This is a genomic window from Pseudomonas sp. BE134, from assembly GCF_031456105.1.
Classification (GTDB): domain Bacteria; phylum Pseudomonadota; class Gammaproteobacteria; order Pseudomonadales; family Pseudomonadaceae; genus Aquipseudomonas.
The window spans coordinates 61,396-78,559 of sequence record NZ_JAVDUA010000006.1 but is presented as its reverse complement, the minus strand read 5'-3'; the positions used below and the strand labels follow the sequence as shown (position 1 = coordinate 78,559).

The following is a 17,164-nucleotide window of genomic DNA, read 5'->3' as shown; positions in this document are numbered from 1 at the left end:
CTAGCCATGTCCTCACGTCATACCTTGGATCCCAATGAAACGACTGCCTCCCCTGCCGGCGCTGCACACTTTTCTGATTACCGCGCAGTGCTGCAATTTCACCCGGGCCGCCGAACAGCTGCACATCACCCAAGGCGCGGTCAGCCGACAGATCGCCGGGCTGGAAGATCATCTGGGTTATGAGCTGTTTATCCGCCAGGCTCGCGGCCTCGCCCTGACGGCTGAAGGACGCGAATGGCTGCCACGGGTGCAGCAGATTTTCGGCTTGATCGACGAGGCGGTGGAGCAGATCGGCGAGAAGCGCGAAACCCTGCAACTCAAGGCGCCGACCTGCGTCATGCGCTGGCTGTTGCCGCGTCTTTTGCAATGGCAGAGAGAGCGTCCGGACGTGCCGGTGGAACTGACCACGACGGTCAAGCACGGCGTGGATTTTCATCGCGAACAGTTCGATGCGGCAGTGATGTATGGCGCGCCGCCGGACAGCGCGCTGGTGTCTCAACGCCTGTTTGATGAACAGTTGACGCCGGTCTGTTCCAAACCGTTGCTCGACGGTCCGGTGCCGTTGCAGACACCTGAAGACCTTGAGCGGCACATGCTGCTGCATCCCACCCGGGATGAACGGGACTGGAAAGCCTGGCTGGCCACGGCCAATGTTCGCTTGAGCAACGTCGCCAAAGGTCAGCACTTCGAAACCCTGGACCTGGCGATGTCGATGGCGTCTCAGGGGACGGGTGTCGCGATTGGGGACTGGTCGTTGATTGGCGATGACTTGAGCGCCGGACGGCTGGTCATGCCGTTTGAACTGAAGGTGAAGACGGGGTTGGCGTATTACCTGGTATTGCCACAAAAGCCCGCACCTTCGTCGAAGTTGCAGGAATTGTTGGGATGGTTGGTGGAGCAGGCGCAGTCGCGCTGAATCTCGAAAACCTTGATGTTACCCCTGTGGGAGCTCGCTCCCACAGCGGTTCATCAGCGTTTTGAATATCGGGGTACATGCAATGCCGCTTTAGTGGCAACTCACTGGCGCTGACCTATGCTCAAGGTAATACCCAAGGGTATTCGTTCAGAGGTCCACGCCATGAACATCAAAACAAGAAGGTACCTCACCATCTTCATCACCTGCGCGGTGACGCTGGCGCTGTATGGCACCGCGGCCTGGAGGGTCGAGCAGGCGCGTCTTCTGCCCCGCGAATTTGCGAGCTGCAACTTCGAGCGCTGCATCCCCCACAACGCAACGCTCAATGCCCTGAAGTAACGAAGGGGATCAGGCCTCGTTGTCCTGATCGGCCTTCAAGCGGTCGCGAAACGCCTTGGGCGATATCCCCACTCGACGCCGGAACAGGCGCGTGAAGTTGGTCGGATCGGAAAACCCCAACACGTCGGACATTTCGTAAATGGTCATGCTGGTGTAGGTCAGCAAGCGCTTGGCCTCCAGCAATTGCCGTTCGTGCATGATCTGTAACGCCGGTTGTCCCGCCAGTTCACGGCAGGTGCCGTTGAGGTGGGACACGGAAATCCCCAGCCGGTGCGCCAGGTCTTCGACCTTGACGTGCTGGCGGTACGTTTCTTCCACCAGTTGAATAAAGCCGTTGAGGTATTCCCGGGCGCGCTGCGGTCGCTGGCTGGCATTACGGCGCGTGATCACCTGTCGGCTGACCCAGACCATGATCACGCTGACCAGGGAATGCATGAGCATTTCACGCGCCGGCTGGTGACCGGTGTATTCGTCTTGCAGCGCTGAAAACAGGCTGTTGAGGTAGCCGCCGTCCTTGCCCGCCGGGTAGCTTTCGGCCTGGGCCAGCGCATTCACCGAGTTGCCCAGTTGCGCCTGAAGATGGGCAACCAGCGGCGCGGCCAGGGTCAATACAAACCCTTCGACGTCCTCGGAAAACCGATAACCATGCACCGACAACGGCGGCAGGATCAGAATCGTCGGCTCAGTCAGCTGCGTGCGCTTACCTTCGATTTCAAGCTCTGCCTGACCTTTGAAGACGAAGAGTAACTGGCACAAATCGGCGTGACGGTGGGGTTTTATTTCCCACTGGTGTTCGCGGCTGCGTTTGGAAATGGTTTCGCAGTGCAGCAAGTCCGGGGTCGGCCAGTCCAGGCTTTCACCGTACAGCTTGAACACTGGAATCGAAGGCAGGTCAGGCTTGTTCATCAAGGCCTCGAGGTTGCGGGCGATAATCGCACTGATTGGCAGAATGTACAGGTATCGGCTCAGTTTTCCCCTTCAATTGACAGACTCGCAAGAGAAAAATGCAAGCACTCGATCCATAAAAATAATTCACCGGCCGTTGTCGCGTGGAGCTTGCGAGTTAAAAAAACAATGAAAACACTGAAGACCCAAATCGCCATCATTGGCGCCGGCCCCTCCGGTTTACTGCTCGGCCAATTGCTGCACAACGCCGGCATCGACACCCTCATTCTAGAACGCCAGACCCCGGAGTACGTACTCGGGCGCATCCGTGCCGGCGTCCTTGAGCAAGGCATGGTAGAGCTGTTGCGTCAGGCCGGGGTGGGGCGGCGCATGGATGCCGAAGGGCTGGTGCACACCGGCTTCGAACTGGCGCTCGATGGCCGCCAGGTGCACATTGACCTGCACGCATTGACCGGTGGCAAAACCGTGATGGTCTATGGCCAGACCGAGGTCACACGCGACCTGATGGCCGCTCGTCGGGAGGCTGGAGCGCAGACGATTTACGGCGCCGTCAACGTCATGCCGCACGGGATGAAAACCGCAGAACCTTTCATCACATTTGAGAAAGATGGCGAGACGTACCGCCTCGATTGCGACTACATCGCCGGGTGCGATGGCTTCCATGGGGTGGCGCGCCAATCGATCCCGGACGACTGCCTGAAGGTCTTCGAGCGGGTCTACCCGTTTGGCTGGCTTGGCATTCTCGCCGACACGCCTCCGGTGCACGAAGAGCTGGTGTATGCCCGCCATGAGCGAGGTTTTGCCCTGTGCAGCATGCGCTCGGCAACCCGTACCCGTTACTACATTCAAGTACCCGCCGAGGATCAGGTGCAGGAGTGGTCTGATGAGCGCTTCTGGGATGAACTGAAATTGCGCCTGCCGCAAGCCATGGCCGATAACCTGGTGACCGGCCCGTCCATCGAAAAAAGCATCGCGCCGTTGCGCAGCTTTGTGGTGGAACCGATGCAATTCGGGCGGATGTTCCTGGTTGGCGACGCGGCGCACATCGTCCCCCCCACTGGCGCCAAAGGCCTGAACCTGGCCGCCAGTGATGTCAGCACACTGTTCAATATTCTGTTGAAGGTTTACCGGGAAGGACGCGTGGACTTGCTGGAGAAATACTCCGAAATCTGTCTGCGCCGCGTGTGGAAAGCCGAGCGGTTTTCCTGGTGGATGACCTCGATGCTGCACCGCTTCGATGACCATGACGCGTTCAGTCAGCGCATCAGCGAGTCGGAGCTGGACTACTTTGTCAGCTCTGAAGCCGGTCGAAAAACCATTGCAGAAAATTACGTCGGGCTTCCGTATGAGGCTATCGAATAGCTAGCTACCGACTTACACTGGCGAGCATCCCTGCTCGCCTTGCTTCTGCGAGCCTATCTTTGCCCGCAGGTTTTACCGTGACCACTCTCCACCAGCCTGACCTACCCAAACCAGCGATTCGCAGCGTACTGATCGCCCTGATGCTGGCGATCTTTCTTGGAGCGCTGGACCAGACCATCGTCGCGGTTTCGATGCCGGCGATTTCCGCTCAGTTCAAGGACGTCAGCCTGCTGGCCTGGGTGATTTCCGGGTACATGGTGGCGATGACGGTGGCGGTGCCGATCTACGGCAAGCTCGGCGATTTGTATGGTCGGCGCAAGCTGATGCTGTTCGGCATGGGGCTGTTCACCCTGGCCTCGTTGTTCTGCGGCATGGCCCAGAGCATGGAGCAATTGGTCCTGGCGCGGATCCTTCAAGGCATCGGTGCAGGCGGGATGATTTCGGTCAGCCAGGCGATCATCGGTGACATCGTCCCGCCCCGGGAACGCGGGCGTTATCAGGGTTATTTCAGCAGCATGTACGCTGTTGCCAGCGTGGCCGGCCCGGTGCTCGGCGGCTACATGACCGAGTACTTGTCCTGGCGCTGGGTGTTTTTGATCAATCTGCCGCTGGGCGTCGGTGCCTGGCTAGTGGCCAATCGCACCCTGGTCGGGCTGCCGGTGCCGCAGCGCAAACCGATCATCGACTACCTCGGCACGTTACTGATGATCATCGGATTGACCGCGTTGTTGCTGGGCATCACTCAGGTCGGCCAGGGTCATTCGTGGCGCGGCCCTGAGGTGCTGGGACTGTTTGCCTGTGCGGTACTGGTGCTTGGGGTGTTCGTCTGGCATGAACGCCGGGCACGGGAACCGTTGCTGCCGATGCATCTGTTCGCCAACCGCAACGCGATCCTGTGCTGGTGCACGATTTTCTTCACCAGCTTCCAGGCGATCTCGCTGATCGTGCTGATGCCGCTGCGCTTCCAGAGCGTCACCGGCGCCGGGGCCGACAGCGCCGCGCTGCACTTGTTGCCACTGGCCATGGGGTTGCCGATCGGTGCGTACTTTGCCGGCCGTCGGACTTCGGTGACCGGTCGCTACAAGCCGATGATCCTGACCGGGGCGGCGTTGATGCCGATCTCGATTCTGGGCATGGCGTTCAGCCCGCCGCAGGCTTTTTGGCTCAGTAGCCTGTTCATGTTGTTGTGCGGGATCGCTGGCGGCATGCAATTCCCGACGTCATTGGTCGGCACGCAGAACGCGGTGGAACAGCGTGATATCGGCGTAGCGACCAGCACCACCAACCTGTTTCGCTCGCTGGGCGGCGCGGTGGGAGTGGCGTTGATGTCGGCGCTGTTGCTGGCGTTGCTGCAGGACTCGAACTTTGCCCACATGGCCGGTTCGTCGCTGATCGCCGAGGGCAGTTCGGGCAATGTCCTGCTCGACGGCTTGAACGCTGCACCGGGGGATGCACAAAACGCTTTGCGCGCCGAGTTGTTGCTGACGTTCAGGCATTTGCTGATGGTGAGCGCGGCGGTGTCGCTGCTGGGGTTGGCGGCGGCGGTTGCGATGCCAAACAGGTTGTTGCGGGGGCGGGAGGATAAGGTTCGATAGTTGGACCGAATTGTGGCCATCGCGAGCAGGCTCGCTCCCACCCTGATCTCTGGCGTACACAAATTTTGTGATAACCGGCGATCTACTGTGGGAGCGAGCCTGCTCGCGAAATCGGTCTGTCAGTCACTGAAAATCAAGGGCTGTAATACCCGACAGCCACCAGGAAATGCCCGACCTTTTTCAGGTAGGCATGCTTGTCTTCAATCTTGTTGGTCACCGGGTTTTTCCAGCGGTACTTGTAATCGCCATAATCCTTCTTGGCCATCAAAGCCAGGATCGGCTCACCCACCGGATTGCCTTCCGGGTCCTTGATCGCGCCAAAGTCGGTGTTGACCAGCCGCAGGTTGGTGCCGTGGGCCACGTAACGTTGGGTGTTCAGGTCGACAACGAACACATACAGATCATCCTGCAAGTAACCGCCCTTGAGGGAGTTGATCGCGGTCAGCGTACCCTTCTCGTCCTTGGCCAGATCGGTCGCGGCTTTGTTCAGCAGCGCCATTGCCTGTTCCGCCGATGCCCGTGGCAGGTAGTAACCGACCGCCAGAATCCGTTGACCGACGCGCTGGAAGTACACATGTTTGCGCTCGACTTTGCCGTCCTCCCAGTTCTGCCAGCGGTATTCCGCCTCCTGAATACCATTGCTCTCCGGCACGTTAACCGCGTCCTTGAAGGCTTTCTGCAAGTCCGGCCCGAGGGTTTCGGTGACATCACGTCCGATCAACGCCGCAGACGGCCCGCCGCTCGCGAGCATCACACCTTTGGTGTCGACCACAAAGACGTAGCGATCCTTGTCGACAAACTCGCCCTGACGACTGAATGCCGCGAAAGCCTTGTCGCCATTGTCGTGGTAATAGGCCAGGGCCTTCTCCAGCAAGGCTTTGGCGGCCTGACTGTCTTCCTTTTCCGTACCGGCGGCCTGAGCCTGCCCGAGGCACAGGAGTAGCATCGCGCCCAGCAATGCCAGTTTTTGCAGAACCCCCATAGTGCATCCCTCAATCTTATTGGTGTTTCAAGAGCGTAGACGGCCGTTGGATATCTACGAATTTGTAGCAGCTGTCGAGCCCCAGCGAGGCTGTGTCCCGACCCCGCAATTTGTCTGATAAACGCGTGGACTGATTTCACGACTGCTTCGCCCGAGCGCGGACCGGCCGACGCAGGCTGCGCCAGTTGCTACAGGAGCGGTGTGGCGGCTCTACTGCCGTGCGCGAAGTTGTTGCTGCAAATTCTGGATCTGCGCCTGAAGAGTGTTGATATTACGGGTGACCTGGCCGCGAAACGCGTCAAACTCGGCGGTATTGGTGGAACCTTGCGCAGCGGCCGGACGGTTGTCCTGCACGCTTTTGAGCACAATTATCTCTTCCTCCAGACGCTCGATAGCGGCGCTTGGGTTGCCTTGTTTTTTCAGCGCGGCAATGTCGGCGCCCAGGCTCTTGAGCTGAGCGTCGAATTTGCTGCTGTCGTCCGGCGCGCTTTTCAGGGCGGTGAGTTCAGCGCTCAAGGCTTTGACCTGGGCCTGCAATTGCGTATTGGCCGCCTGATGCTCTGTGTCCTGGGCGGTGAGTTGCGCCAGTCGCTTATCCAGTTCACTGGTTTGTGCCGTCATCTGCGCCAGACGCTTGTCCAGATCCGAGGCCTGCCCAACAACGCCTTCTTGCTGTTTGCCTTGATCCAGCAGTTTGGATTCCAGGACTTTGATTTGCAGCTTCAGCGCTTCGCTGTCGCTGGTGACGTTGGTCTGGCTGGCGACGACCTTGCCGGAAATGTCCTGCAAGCGCCCTGCGGCTTCCTCGCTGATACGCGCGAAACTTTCCTGGGTGGCCACCAGTTGTTGTTCCATCAGCGAGATCTGCTGAAAACTCCACCAGGCAAGGCCGGCAAACGCAAAAAACAACGCTCCGACCAACGCCCACAGTGGGCCTGTGCTGGCGCTTTTGACTTTTACCACCGGCGCCGGCCGCGAATGCACGCGAGTACGAACGGTAGGCGGGTAATCATCGTCGAGGCTGTCAGCACGCAGACTCGGTACATCGAAATCGTCGTTGGCATCGTTACGCATGGACATTGAATCAACCTTTGTAGAACGAGGTGATGGCTTTATGCGGCGAGTATAACCCCCACAGCCGCACCGATTGACTCTCTACACCCGACTCGGTTCAGTGCCGGCAGGCCAGGCTGGCAGGTCAGCGGATGTCCTGAGCCTTCCACCAACTGCAAAATTCATCGAGGGCGGCCCAGAGGCTGACTTTCGGATCGTAGTCCAGGTAATGCCGGGCGCGGCTGATGTCCAGGGTGAAGTTTTTGTTCATGACCTGCATCCCCAGTCGCGACAAGGTCGGCTCGGGACGCCCCGGCCATAGCTTGCACACCCCTTCGTTGAGCGCTGCGGCGGCGTAGCCCAAACCGTAGGAACGGTAGCGCGTCACTTGTGGGACTTCCATGTTGCGCATGACGTAATTGACGACATCCCACAAGGGAATCGGCGTTCCGTTACTGATGTTGTAGGCCTTGCCCAAGGCCGAGCCGCTGGCGAGCAAACTGCTGAGCAACGCCTCGTTGAGGTTTTGCACACTGGTGAAATCGACCTTGTTCAGGCCATTACCGATGATCGCCAAGCGTCCTTTGCGCTGCATTTTCAGCAGTCGCGGAAAAATGCTCATGTCACCGGCACCTGTGACGAAACGCGGGCGCAGGGCCAGGGTTTCCAGACCGAACTCCTGGGCGCCGAAGACTTTCTGCTCGGCCAGGAATTTGGTCGCGGCGTAAGGATGCTTGAAACGCTTGGGCACCTGTTCTTCGGTCAAGCCCAGTCGATCTCGGCCATCGAAGTAGATCGACGGCGAGGACAGGTGCACCAACCGGCGAACGCGCTGCTTCAGACAAGCCTCGACCACGTTTTCCGTGACCTGGACGTTGCCTTGATGAAAGTCCTGATAGCGTCCCCACAACCCCACCGCCCCCGCGCAATGGACCACGGCCTCGACGTCTGAACACAGCTCGCGCGCCAGTTCCGGGTCGCTCAAGTCGCCCTGAATAAACTCGGCGCCACGGCGCACCAAGTGTTCGACACTTTCGGCCCGGCGACCGTTGACCCGCACGTCCAGGCCCTGCTCCAGGGCGAAACGCGCAAAGCGTCCGCCAATGAAGCCGCTTGCGCCGGTGACCAGAATTTTCATGTAGTGCTCCACAAATGCAGATGTAAGCTTCAAGCCACAAGCTGCAAGTTAAAAACGATCCGCAAGCGCTCACTTGCCGCTTGCAGCTTGACGCTTACGGCTGCGTCCAAGGCACCAGCCATTGCTTCGACGAACGCACCAATTGGTCGGTCAACAACCCCAGAAGTTGACCGCCATTGCGCCAATGATGCCAGTACAGCGGCACGTCGATGGGCTTATCTGGCAAAAGCTCCCTCAAAACACCACGCTCCAGTTGCTCGCGCACCTGTAATTCCGGGACCAGCCCCCAGCCGAGACCGGCCTCGGTCAAACGAATGAAGCCTTCAGACGAGGGGCATAAATGGTGTTGGAAACCGCCATCCACCCCCAGCGAAGCAAGGTAGCGATGTTGCAGGAAATCGTCCGGGCCAAAGACCAGCGCCGGGGTTTTCGCCAGTCGGTCGGCGCGAACGCCGTCCGGAAAATGGCGCGCGATGAACGCCGGACTGGCCAACGCCCGATAACGCATGGCCCCCAGCAGAACGCTGCGGGCACCGGCCACCGGGCGCTCGCTGGCGCACAGACACCCCGCTACTTCTCCGGCACGCATGCGTTTGAGGCCGACGGTCTGGTCTTCGACGACCAGGTCCAGCAGCAGGTGTTGTTCGGCGCAAAAGTCGCCCACCGCTTGCGCCCACCAAGTGGCAAGGCTGTCGGCATTCAAGGCGATGCGCAGGCGCTCCGGCAGGCCCTCTTCATCCAGCGCCGGCACCAGGGACTGCAAGTCGCGCTCCAGCAAACGTACCTGCTGCACATGGTTGAGCAGGCGACGGCCAATGTCCGTCGGGGCCGGCGGCGTAACCCGCACCAGCACCGGCTGGCCGACCCGCGCCTCCAGCAGCTTGATGCGCTGTGAGATCGCCGATTGCGACAACCCGAGCACCTGGGCGGCCCGTTCGAAACCGGCTTGCTCGACCACGGCGGCCAAGGCAGACAGTAATTTATAGTCGAACATCAGTTTTCCTAATGAGCGATCAGCATGATTGGTTTTTCTTATACAGGTTAGCAGCGGAGAATGCCCATCAAGATCTCTTGAACAAGGAACACCGACATGGCTGGCGAAACATCATTGGCAACCCTGCTTCGCAGCATGAGCCCCCAACTCAACGCCGGCGAATATGTGTTTTGCACCCTGCGCGACGGCAAGCTGCCGGCGGGCCTTGAGATTGTCGGCAGCTTTCGCGAGCAGGAAGGCCTGACCGTGATTCTGGAACGTTCCCACGCCGAACAGGCCGGTTTCAGCTTCGATTACGTCGCGGCCTGGATCACCTTGAATGTTCACTCGGCGCTGGAAGCCGTCGGCCTGACCGCCGCCTTCGCCACCGCGTTAGGCAAGGCCGGCATCAGTTGCAACGTGATCGCCGGTTACTACCACGACCACCTGTTTGTCGGTCAAGCCGACGCCGAACGCGCACTGCGCGTGCTGCGCGACCTTGCAGCCAACGCGGAGTAAACCTTATGTGGCAAAGCTATGTGAACGGCCTGTTGGTGGCCGCCGGGCTGATCATGGCGATCGGCACGCAGAATGCGTTTGTGCTGGCGCAAAGTCTTCGGCGTGAACATCACCTGCCGGTGGCAGCGTTGTGCGTGACGTGCGATGCACTGCTGGTCGCCGCAGGCGTGTTCGGTCTGGCGACCGTGCTCGCGCAAAACCCGACATTGCTGGCGGTTGCCCGCTGGGGAGGCGCGGTGTTTCTGATTTGGTATGGCAGCCAGGCATTGCGCAGGGCCTGCTCGAAACAGAGCCTGCAACAGGGTGAAAACCAGACTGCTCGCTCACTGCGGGCGGTCATGCTCAGCGCGTTGGCAGTGACATTGCTCAACCCACACGTTTATCTGGACACGGTTTTACTGATTGGCTCCCTCGGTGCGCAGCAAACCGAGCCTGGCGCTTATGTCGTGGGCGCGGCGAGTGCGTCGTTACTGTGGTTCTTCACCTTGGCGTTGGGCGCGGCATGGTTGGCGCCTTGGCTCGCACGGCCTGGCACCTGGAGAATTCTCGATCTGCTGGTGGCGGTGATGATGTTTGCCGTGGCCTTTCAATTAATCGTCGCCCCTTAATTATTCCAAATGGCTCTGGAACCTCTATTCCACACAGTTGTTGCGTGGTTATGCCGCACCCCCGGTGCTATGATCCGATTCCCTGCGCCGCAAAGAGTACAAACTCCCCGGCGCTTGTCTGGCCGCCCGTGATCGGCCTTGCGCTCACCGCAACTGACCTGATTAGGAGAATCATCATGGCTTTCGAATTGCCGCCGCTGCCTTACGCACACGACGCCCTGCAGCCGCACATTTCCAAGGAAACCCTGGAATACCACCACGACAAGCACCACAACACCTACGTCGTGAACCTGAACAACCTGGTGCCAGGCACCGAGTTCGAAGGCAAGACCCTGGAAGAAATCGTTAAATCTTCCTCGGGCGGTATCTTCAACAACGCCGCTCAGGTCTGGAACCACACCTTCTACTGGAACTGCCTGGCACCAAACGCCGGCGGTCAACCAACAGGCGCGCTGGCTGATGCCATCAACGCTGCCTTTGGTTCGTTCGACAAGTTCAAGGAAGAGTTCAGCAAGACTTCCATCGGCACCTTTGGTTCCGGTTGGGGCTGGCTGGTGAAAAAGGCTGACGGTTCCCTGGCCCTGGCCAGCACCATCGGCGCCGGCAACCCGCTGACCAGCGGCGACACCCCGCTGCTGACCTGCGACGTCTGGGAACACGCTTACTACATCGACTACCGCAACCTGCGTCCGAAGTACGTTGAAGCGTTCTGGAACCTGGTCAACTGGAAATTCGTGGCTGAGCAGTTCGAAGGCAAAACCTTCACCGCTTAAGCTCGACGCCAGTCAAAAAACCCGGCTTTTATGCCGGGCTTAATGAACTGGTCAGCCTGACCGAGAAGCCCTGCAGGTTTACGCTTGCAGGGCTTTTCTCGTTTTCGGCGATCAAGCCTCAGGTTTAACCCGATCCGAAGGGCGCCGCACACCCGCCACAATCTTATCCACAGCCTTGGTCGCCGCGACCATGCCGAACGTCGCCGTCACCATCATCACCGCGCCAAACCCGCCGGCACAGTCCAGCTTCACGCCATCTCCGACAAAACTTTTCTGCAAGCAAATGCTGCCATCGGGTTTCGGGTAGCGCAGTTGCTCGGTGGAAAATACACACGGCACACTGTAATGGCGCGTCACTGTGCGGGAGAAATTGTAATCGCGGCGCAATGTAGAACGAACTTTCGACGCCAACGGATCATTGAACGTGCGGTTCAAGTCGCACACCTGAATCAGCGTCGGGTCGATCTGCCCGCCCGCGCCGCCGGTGGTGATGATCTGGATCTTGCGTCGCTTGCACCAGGCAATCAGCGCGGCCTTGGCATTAACGCTGTCGATGCAATCGATCACGCAGTCAATGTTCGGCGTGATGTACTCGGCCATGGTATCGCGGGTGACGAAATCCGCCACCGCGTGCACCGTGCAGTCCGGGTTGATCCCGCGCAGGCGCTCGGCCATCACTTCTACCTTGGGTTTGCCGACGGTGCTGTCCAGCGCGTGCAACTGACGGTTGGCGTTGCTAACGCAGACGTCGTCCAGGTCAAACAGCGAAATCTCGCCCACGCCACAACGGGCAACGGCTTCTGCCGCCCAGGAACCGACGCCACCGACGCCGACAATCGCCACATGCGCCGCGCGCAGGCGCTCCAGCCCCTCAATGCCATACAAACGGGCGATGCCTGCAAACCGCGGATCTTCTGTGCTCATGACCAATACCCCAAAAACCGGCGCGCATTATAGGGCCACAGCGCGAGAACTTTTAACCTTCCGGCTACAAGTGTAAGAACTTATGTGAAACGGGATTGCCCAACGTCAGACTTTTCCTTGCCTCTTGTACGGCAAGTGAAAGCACGGTGTAGGATGCGCGCCCAAAAGTCCTTTGGCAGCCGTCCTGCCGACCGTTCCTTCGTTCCACTGCCTCCGGAACCCGAAATAACCATGTCATCGCGTAAATTTGGACTCAACCTGGTCGTGGTGCTCGCCATCGCAGCCTTGTTTACCGGCTTCTGGGCGCTAGTCAATCGCCCGGTCACCGCCCCCAACTGGCCTGAACAGATCGCTGGTTTCTCGTACTCGCCGTACCAGCAAGGCCAGTACCCACAAAAAGAGCAATACCCGACCGACGATCAAATGCGTCGCGACTTGGAGATCATGAGCAAGCTGACGGACAACATCCGTACTTACTCAGTCGATGGCACCTTGGGAGACATTCCCAAACTGGCAGAAGAATTCGGCCTGCGGGTCACCCTGGGGATCTGGATCAGCCCGGACCAGGAGCGCAATGAGCGCGAAATCACTCGCGCCATCGAAATCGCCAACACCTCGCGCAGCGTGGTTCGTGTGGTTGTAGGCAACGAGGCAATCTTCCGTAAGGAAATTACTGCCGCCGAACTCAGCGTACTGCTGGATCGCGTCCGCGCGGCCGTGAAAGTGCCGGTGACCACCTCCGAGCAGTGGCACGTCTGGGAAGAACACCCAGAACTGGCCAAACACGTCGACCTGATCGCGGCCCACGTCCTGCCTTACTGGGAATTTATCCCGGTGGACAAGGCCGGTCAGTTCGTTCTCGATCGCGCCCGCGACCTGAAAAAGATGTTCCCGAAAAAACCACTGCTGCTCTCGGAGGTTGGCTGGCCGAGCAACGGTCGTATGCGTGGCGGCACCGATGCCAGCCCGGCGGATCAGGCGATTTACCTGCGTACCTTGGTCAACAAGCTCAACCGTCAGGGCTTCAACTACTTCGTGATCGAAGCGTTTGACCAGCCGTGGAAAGCCAGCGACGAAGGTTCGGTGGGCGCGTATTGGGGTGTGTTCAACGCCGCGCGCCAGCAGAAATTCAACTTCGAAGGCCCGGTGGTCGCAATCCCGCAATGGCGGGTGCTGGCGATCGGTTCGGCCGTGTTGGCGTTGCTGTCCCTGACCCTGCTGATGATTGATGGCTCGGCCCTGCGCCAACGTGGCCGTACCTTCCTGACCTTCATCGCGTTTCTGTGCGGCTCGGTGTTGGTGTGGATCGGCTATGACTACAGCCAGCAATACAGCACCTGGTTCAGCCTGACCGTCGGATTCCTCCTGGCCCTCGGTGCACTCGGGGTCTTTATTGTTTTGCTGACCGAGGCCCATGAACTGGCCGAAGCCGTCTGGACCCACAAGCGCCGGCGTGAATTCCTGCCGGTGGTGGGCGATTCGGACTACAGACCGAAAGTCTCGATCCACGTGCCCTGCTACAACGAGCCGCCGGAGATGGTCAAACAGACCCTCAATGCCCTGGCCAACCTCGACTACCCGGACTTCGAAGTCCTGATCATCGACAACAACACCAAGGACCCGGCGGTCTGGGAACCGGTACGCGATTATTGCGCAACCCTCGGCCCGCGCTTCAAGTTCTTCCACGTTGCCCCGCTGGCCGGTTTCAAGGGCGGCGCACTGAATTACCTGATTCCGCACACGGCCAAGGATGCCGAAGTCATCGCGGTGATCGATTCGGACTACTGCGTCGACCCGAACTGGCTCAAGCACATGGTTCCGCACTTCGCCGACCCGAAAATTGCTGTGGTGCAGTCGCCGCAGGATTACCGCGATCAGAACGAAAGCACCTTCAAGAAGCTGTGCTACGCGGAATACAAAGGCTTTTTCCACATCGGCATGGTCACCCGTAACGACCGTGACGCGATCATCCAGCACGGCACCATGACCATGACCCGACGCTCGGTGCTTGAGGAACTCGGTTGGGCTGACTGGTGCATCTGTGAAGACGCCGAGTTGGGTCTGCGCGTGTTCGAAAAAGGCCTGTCGGCGGCGTATTACCACACCAGCTATGGCAAAGGCCTGATGCCCGATACCTTTATCGACTTCAAGAAACAGCGTTTCCGCTGGGCCTACGGAGCGATTCAGATCATCAAGCGTCACACGCGCAGCCTGCTGCGCGGCAAGGACACTGAACTGACCCGTGGCCAGCGTTACCACTTCCTCGCGGGCTGGTTGCCGTGGGTTGCGGATGGCATGAACATCTTCTTCACGGTCGGCGCGTTGTTGTGGTCGGCGGCGATGATTATCGTGCCGCAGCGGGTCGATCCACCGTTGCTGATTTTCGCGATCCCGCCGTTAGCGCTGTTCGTGTTCAAGGTCGGCAAGATCATTTTCCTGTATCGCCGCGCCGTCGGTGTGAACCTGAAAGATGCGTTCTGCGCGGCTCTGGCCGGGCTCGCGTTGTCGCACACCATCGCCAAAGCGGTGCTGTACGGTTTCTTCACCAGCAGCATTCCATTCTTCCGCACGCCGAAAAACGCCGACAACCATGGCTTCTGGGTCGCCATTTCGGAAGCGCGTGAAGAGGTGTTCATCATGCTGCTGTTGTGGGGCGCGGCGCTGGGGATCTTCCTGGTGAACGGCTTGCCGAGCAACGACATGCGCTTCTGGGTGATCATGTTGCTGGTGCAGTCGTTGCCGTATCTGGCGGCGCTGGTCATGGCATTTCTGTCTTCGCTGCCCAAACCGGCCGCCGAGCCTGAGCCGGTACCAGCCGTCTAAATCTGTACAGATGCACTAAACGGCGGCCAATGGTCGCCGTTTTGCTTTAAGATAACCGCCATTTTGCAGGCCTTGCGCCCAATGGCTTGACCCAATACCTGTGGGAGCGAGCCTGCTCGCGATGCAGGCGATGAGGTTTGTCATACAGACCGTGTCATCGTTCATCGCGAGCAGGCTCGCTCCCACATTTACAGTTTTCCGGAGTTTTCCATGACGGCCCACGCCGACCTTTCGCCGACCCTTCAACTCGCCATCGACCTGATCCGCCGTCCGTCCGTGACGCCGCTCGACGCCGATTGCCAGAAGCAGATGATGCAGCGCCTGGGCGATGCCGGTTTCATGCTGGAACCGATGCGCATCGAAGATGTGGATAACTTCTGGGCGACCCACGGTAAACACGACGGTCCGGTGCTGTGCTTCGCCGGTCACACCGACGTGGTGCCGACCGGCCCGGTGACCGCCTGGCAGATCGACCCGTTCAACGCGCTGATCGACGAACATGGCATGCTCTGCGGCCGTGGCGCGGCGGACATGAAAGGCAGCCTCGCGTCCATGACCGTGGCCGCCGAGCGCTTTGTCGCCGACTACCCGGATCACAAGGGCAAAGTGGCTTTCCTGATCACCAGCGACGAAGAAGGCCCGGCACATCACGGTACCAAGGCTGTGGTTGAACGCCTCGCCGCGCGCAAGGAACGTCTGGACTGGTGCATCGTCGGCGAGCCGTCGAGCACCACCCTGGTGGGTGACGTGGTCAAGAATGGCCGTCGCGGCTCCCTCGGTGCCAAACTGACCGTTCGCGGTGTGCAAGGTCACGTGGCCTATCCGCACCTCGCCAAGAACCCGATCCACCTCGCCGCCCCGGCCCTGGCTGAACTGGCCGCAGAGCATTGGGACCACGGCAACGATTTCTTCCCGCCGACCAGTTTCCAGATCTCCAACGTCAACTCCGGCACCGGCGCGACCAACGTGATTCCGGGTGACCTGGTGGCGGTGTTCAATTTCCGCTTCTCCACCGAATCCACCGTTGAAGGCCTGCAAAAGCGCGTCGCCGACATTCTCGACAAGCACGGCCTGGACTGGCACATCGACTGGGCGCTGTCCGGTCTGCCATTCCTCACCGAACCGGGTGCGTTGCTGGACGCGGTCGCATCGAGCATCAAGGACATCACCGGTCGTGAAACCAAGGCCTCCACCAGCGGCGGCACCTCCGACGGTCGTTTCATCGCGACCATGGGCACGCAAGTGGTTGAACTGGGGCCGGTCAACGCGACGATCCACCAGGTCAACGAGCGCGTACTGGCCGCTGACCTCGATGTGCTGACCGAAATCTACTACCAGACCCTGATCAAGTTGCTCGCCTGATGCTCGCCTGCCCGATCTGCAGCGAACCGCTGAACGCGGTGGACAACGGCGTGGCGTGCCCCGCCGGGCATCGTTTCGACCGCGCGCGCCAGGGTTACCTGAACCTGTTGCCGGTGCAGCACAAAAACAGCCGCGACCCTGGGGATAACCTGGCCATGGTCGAAGCCCGCCGCGACTTCTTGAACGCCGGCCATTACGCGCCGGTGGCCAAGCGTCTGGCCGAACTGGCGGCGCAATATGCACCACAACGCTGGCTCGACATCGGCTGTGGCGAGGGTTACTACACCGCGCAAATCGCCGAGGCCTTGCCGAACGCCGATGGTTACGCGTTGGACATCTCCCGGGAAGCGGTGAAACGCGCCTGTAAACGCAACCCGCAACTGACCTGGTTGATCGCCAGCATGGCGCGGGTGCCGTTGGCTTCGGGCAGTTGCCAGTTTCTCGCCAGCGTCTTCAGCCCGCTCGACTGGGAAGAAGCCAAGCGCCTGCTCAGCCCCGGTGGCGGCTTGATGAAAGTCGGGCCGACCAGTGGCCACTTGATGGAATTGCGCGAGCGGTTGTACGACGAAGTGCGTGAATACACCGACGACAAGCATCTGGCCTTGGTGCCGGAAGGCATGGCGCTGCAACACAGCGAAACCCTGGAATTCAAACTGACGCTTTCAAACGGTCAGGACCGGGCGAACCTGTTGGCCATGACACCCCACGGCTGGCGCGCCAGTGCCGAACGCCGGGCGGCAGTCATCGAACAGGCCGAGCCGTTCGAGGTCACCGTGTCGATGCGCTACGATTATTTTGTTCTTCAATAAACTCTTAAATTTTGGTCTTGAGCAAACAGCTTGAGGCCGGCTAAATCCGCGAATGGATTTTTCAGACCCGCAGTGAGGACAT

The 17,164-nt window shown here is 59.8% G+C and carries 16 protein-coding genes; 10 read left to right on the top strand and 6 right to left on the bottom strand.

The genetic code is table 11. The features are described from left to right. Positions 1-34: 34 nt before the first annotated feature. Together J2Y56_RS07220 and J2Y56_RS07215 are read left to right on the top strand one after the other, a co-directional pair. A complete protein-coding gene (locus J2Y56_RS07220) occupies positions 35-916 on the top strand; it encodes a LysR substrate-binding domain-containing protein (protein ID WP_007945663.1) in 882 nt (293 codons plus the stop codon). A 162-nt stretch (positions 917-1,078) separates the two neighbouring features. Then, a complete protein-coding gene (locus tag J2Y56_RS07215; RefSeq protein ID WP_007945664.1) occupies positions 1,079-1,255 on the top strand; it encodes a hypothetical protein in 177 nt (58 codons plus the stop codon). A gap of 9 nt (positions 1,256-1,264) precedes the next feature. Here the strand turns inward: J2Y56_RS07215 and J2Y56_RS07210 are convergent, their stop codons facing one another. Further along, positions 1,265-2,161, bottom strand: coding sequence for a helix-turn-helix domain-containing protein (locus tag J2Y56_RS07210; protein ID WP_007945665.1), 897 nt, complete (start codon positions 2,159-2,161; stop codon positions 1,265-1,267). 168 nt (positions 2,162-2,329) lie between these two features. On the opposite strand from J2Y56_RS07210, the gene pobA reads away from it, so the two are divergent. Together pobA and J2Y56_RS07200 are read left to right on the top strand one after the other, a co-directional pair. Continuing rightward, the gene (gene pobA, locus J2Y56_RS07205; protein ID WP_310349482.1) at positions 2,330-3,523 is read left to right on the top strand and encodes a 4-hydroxybenzoate 3-monooxygenase; all 1,194 of its coding nucleotides are present in this window, start codon (positions 2,330-2,332) and stop codon (positions 3,521-3,523) included. A 77-nt stretch (positions 3,524-3,600) separates the two neighbouring features. Continuing rightward, positions 3,601-5,118: an MDR family MFS transporter gene (locus J2Y56_RS07200; protein ID WP_310337174.1), complete on the top strand. Its 1,518-nt coding sequence runs from the start codon at positions 3,601-3,603 to the stop codon at positions 5,116-5,118. A gap of 133 nt (positions 5,119-5,251) precedes the next feature. Here the strand turns inward: J2Y56_RS07200 and J2Y56_RS07195 are convergent, their stop codons facing one another. The 4 genes from J2Y56_RS07195 to J2Y56_RS07180 form a co-directional block, all read right to left on the bottom strand. Beyond that, positions 5,252-6,100 (bottom strand): cache domain-containing protein, encoded by an 849-nt coding sequence (locus tag J2Y56_RS07195; protein WP_007947703.1) that lies wholly within the window; start codon positions 6,098-6,100, stop codon positions 5,252-5,254. Positions 6,101-6,310: 210 nt separating this feature from the next. Beyond that, positions 6,311-7,180 (bottom strand): ATPase, encoded by an 870-nt coding sequence (locus J2Y56_RS07190; RefSeq protein WP_310337178.1) that lies wholly within the window; start codon positions 7,178-7,180, stop codon positions 6,311-6,313. A 118-nt stretch (positions 7,181-7,298) separates the two neighbouring features. Further along, positions 7,299-8,291 (bottom strand): NAD(P)-dependent oxidoreductase, encoded by a 993-nt coding sequence (locus J2Y56_RS07185; protein ID WP_007947701.1) that lies wholly within the window; start codon positions 8,289-8,291, stop codon positions 7,299-7,301. A gap of 94 nt (positions 8,292-8,385) precedes the next feature. Next, on the bottom strand, positions 8,386-9,285 hold the full coding sequence (locus J2Y56_RS07180; RefSeq protein ID WP_007947700.1) for a LysR family transcriptional regulator ArgP: 900 nt from the start codon (positions 9,283-9,285) through the stop codon (positions 8,386-8,388). Positions 9,286-9,381: 96 nt separating this feature from the next. Here J2Y56_RS07180 and J2Y56_RS07175 point away from each other — a divergent pair, with 96 nt between their 5' ends. From J2Y56_RS07175 to J2Y56_RS07165, 3 genes are all read left to right on the top strand, one after another. Further along, complete coding sequence (locus J2Y56_RS07175) at positions 9,382-9,783, top strand: ACT domain-containing protein (protein ID WP_007947699.1); 402 nt, start codon at positions 9,382-9,384, stop codon at positions 9,781-9,783. 5 nt (positions 9,784-9,788) lie between these two features. After that, the gene (locus J2Y56_RS07170) at positions 9,789-10,391 is read left to right on the top strand and encodes a LysE/ArgO family amino acid transporter (RefSeq protein WP_007947697.1); all 603 of its coding nucleotides are present in this window, start codon (positions 9,789-9,791) and stop codon (positions 10,389-10,391) included. Positions 10,392-10,567: 176 nt separating this feature from the next. Next, a complete protein-coding gene (locus J2Y56_RS07165) occupies positions 10,568-11,164 on the top strand; it encodes a superoxide dismutase (protein WP_007947696.1) in 597 nt (198 codons plus the stop codon). A 111-nt stretch (positions 11,165-11,275) separates the two neighbouring features. On the opposite strand, the gene tcdA is transcribed toward J2Y56_RS07165, so the two are convergent. Further along, entirely contained in the window at positions 11,276-12,088 is an 813-nt protein-coding gene (gene tcdA / locus J2Y56_RS07160; RefSeq protein ID WP_007947694.1) for a tRNA cyclic N6-threonylcarbamoyladenosine(37) synthase TcdA, read from the bottom strand. 231 nt (positions 12,089-12,319) lie between these two features. Here tcdA and J2Y56_RS07155 point away from each other — a divergent pair, with 231 nt between their 5' ends. The 3 genes from J2Y56_RS07155 to J2Y56_RS07145 all read left to right on the top strand — a co-directional run bounded on the left by J2Y56_RS07155 (position 12,320) and on the right by J2Y56_RS07145 (position 17,082). Next, positions 12,320-14,911 (top strand): glycosyltransferase, encoded by a 2,592-nt coding sequence (locus tag J2Y56_RS07155; RefSeq protein ID WP_310349480.1) that lies wholly within the window; start codon positions 12,320-12,322, stop codon positions 14,909-14,911. Positions 14,912-15,121: 210 nt separating this feature from the next. After that, positions 15,122-16,273 (top strand): succinyl-diaminopimelate desuccinylase, encoded by a 1,152-nt coding sequence (gene dapE, locus J2Y56_RS07150; RefSeq protein ID WP_007947692.1) that lies wholly within the window; start codon positions 15,122-15,124, stop codon positions 16,271-16,273. After that, on the top strand, positions 16,273-17,082 hold the full coding sequence (locus J2Y56_RS07145) for a putative RNA methyltransferase (RefSeq protein WP_007947691.1): 810 nt from the start codon (positions 16,273-16,275) through the stop codon (positions 17,080-17,082). The genes dapE and J2Y56_RS07145 overlap by 1 nt, the downstream gene beginning before the upstream one ends. The last annotated feature ends 82 nt before the right edge of the window (positions 17,083-17,164 follow it).

Bases quoted from the DNA above. Each gene is read 5' to 3' on its own strand.
- J2Y56_RS07220 (WP_007945663.1), top strand. From the start codon at position 35: ATGAAACGACTGCCTCCCCTGCCGGCGCTGCACACTTTTCTGATTACC.
- J2Y56_RS07215 (WP_007945664.1), top strand. From the start codon at position 1,079: ATGAACATCAAAACAAGAAGGTACCTCACCATCTTCATCACCTGCGCG.
- J2Y56_RS07210 (WP_007945665.1), bottom strand. From the start codon at position 2,161: ATGAACAAGCCTGACCTGCCTTCGATTCCAGTGTTCAAGCTGTACGGT.
- pobA (WP_310349482.1), top strand. From the start codon at position 2,330: ATGAAAACACTGAAGACCCAAATCGCCATCATTGGCGCCGGCCCCTCC.
- J2Y56_RS07195 (WP_007947703.1), bottom strand. From the start codon at position 6,100: ATGGGGGTTCTGCAAAAACTGGCATTGCTGGGCGCGATGCTACTCCTG.
- J2Y56_RS07190 (WP_310337178.1), bottom strand. From the start codon at position 7,180: ATGTCCATGCGTAACGATGCCAACGACGATTTCGATGTACCGAGTCTG.
- J2Y56_RS07185 (WP_007947701.1), bottom strand. From the start codon at position 8,291: ATGAAAATTCTGGTCACCGGCGCAAGCGGCTTCATTGGCGGACGCTTT.
- J2Y56_RS07180 (WP_007947700.1), bottom strand. From the start codon at position 9,285: ATGTTCGACTATAAATTACTGTCTGCCTTGGCCGCCGTGGTCGAGCAA.
- J2Y56_RS07175 (WP_007947699.1), top strand. From the start codon at position 9,382: ATGGCTGGCGAAACATCATTGGCAACCCTGCTTCGCAGCATGAGCCCC.
- J2Y56_RS07170 (WP_007947697.1), top strand. From the start codon at position 9,789: ATGTGGCAAAGCTATGTGAACGGCCTGTTGGTGGCCGCCGGGCTGATC.
- J2Y56_RS07165 (WP_007947696.1), top strand. From the start codon at position 10,568: ATGGCTTTCGAATTGCCGCCGCTGCCTTACGCACACGACGCCCTGCAG.
- tcdA (WP_007947694.1), bottom strand. From the start codon at position 12,088: ATGAGCACAGAAGATCCGCGGTTTGCAGGCATCGCCCGTTTGTATGGC.
- J2Y56_RS07155 (WP_310349480.1), top strand. From the start codon at position 12,320: ATGTCATCGCGTAAATTTGGACTCAACCTGGTCGTGGTGCTCGCCATC.
- dapE (WP_007947692.1), top strand. From the start codon at position 15,122: ATGACGGCCCACGCCGACCTTTCGCCGACCCTTCAACTCGCCATCGAC.
- J2Y56_RS07145 (WP_007947691.1), top strand. From the start codon at position 16,273: ATGCTCGCCTGCCCGATCTGCAGCGAACCGCTGAACGCGGTGGACAAC.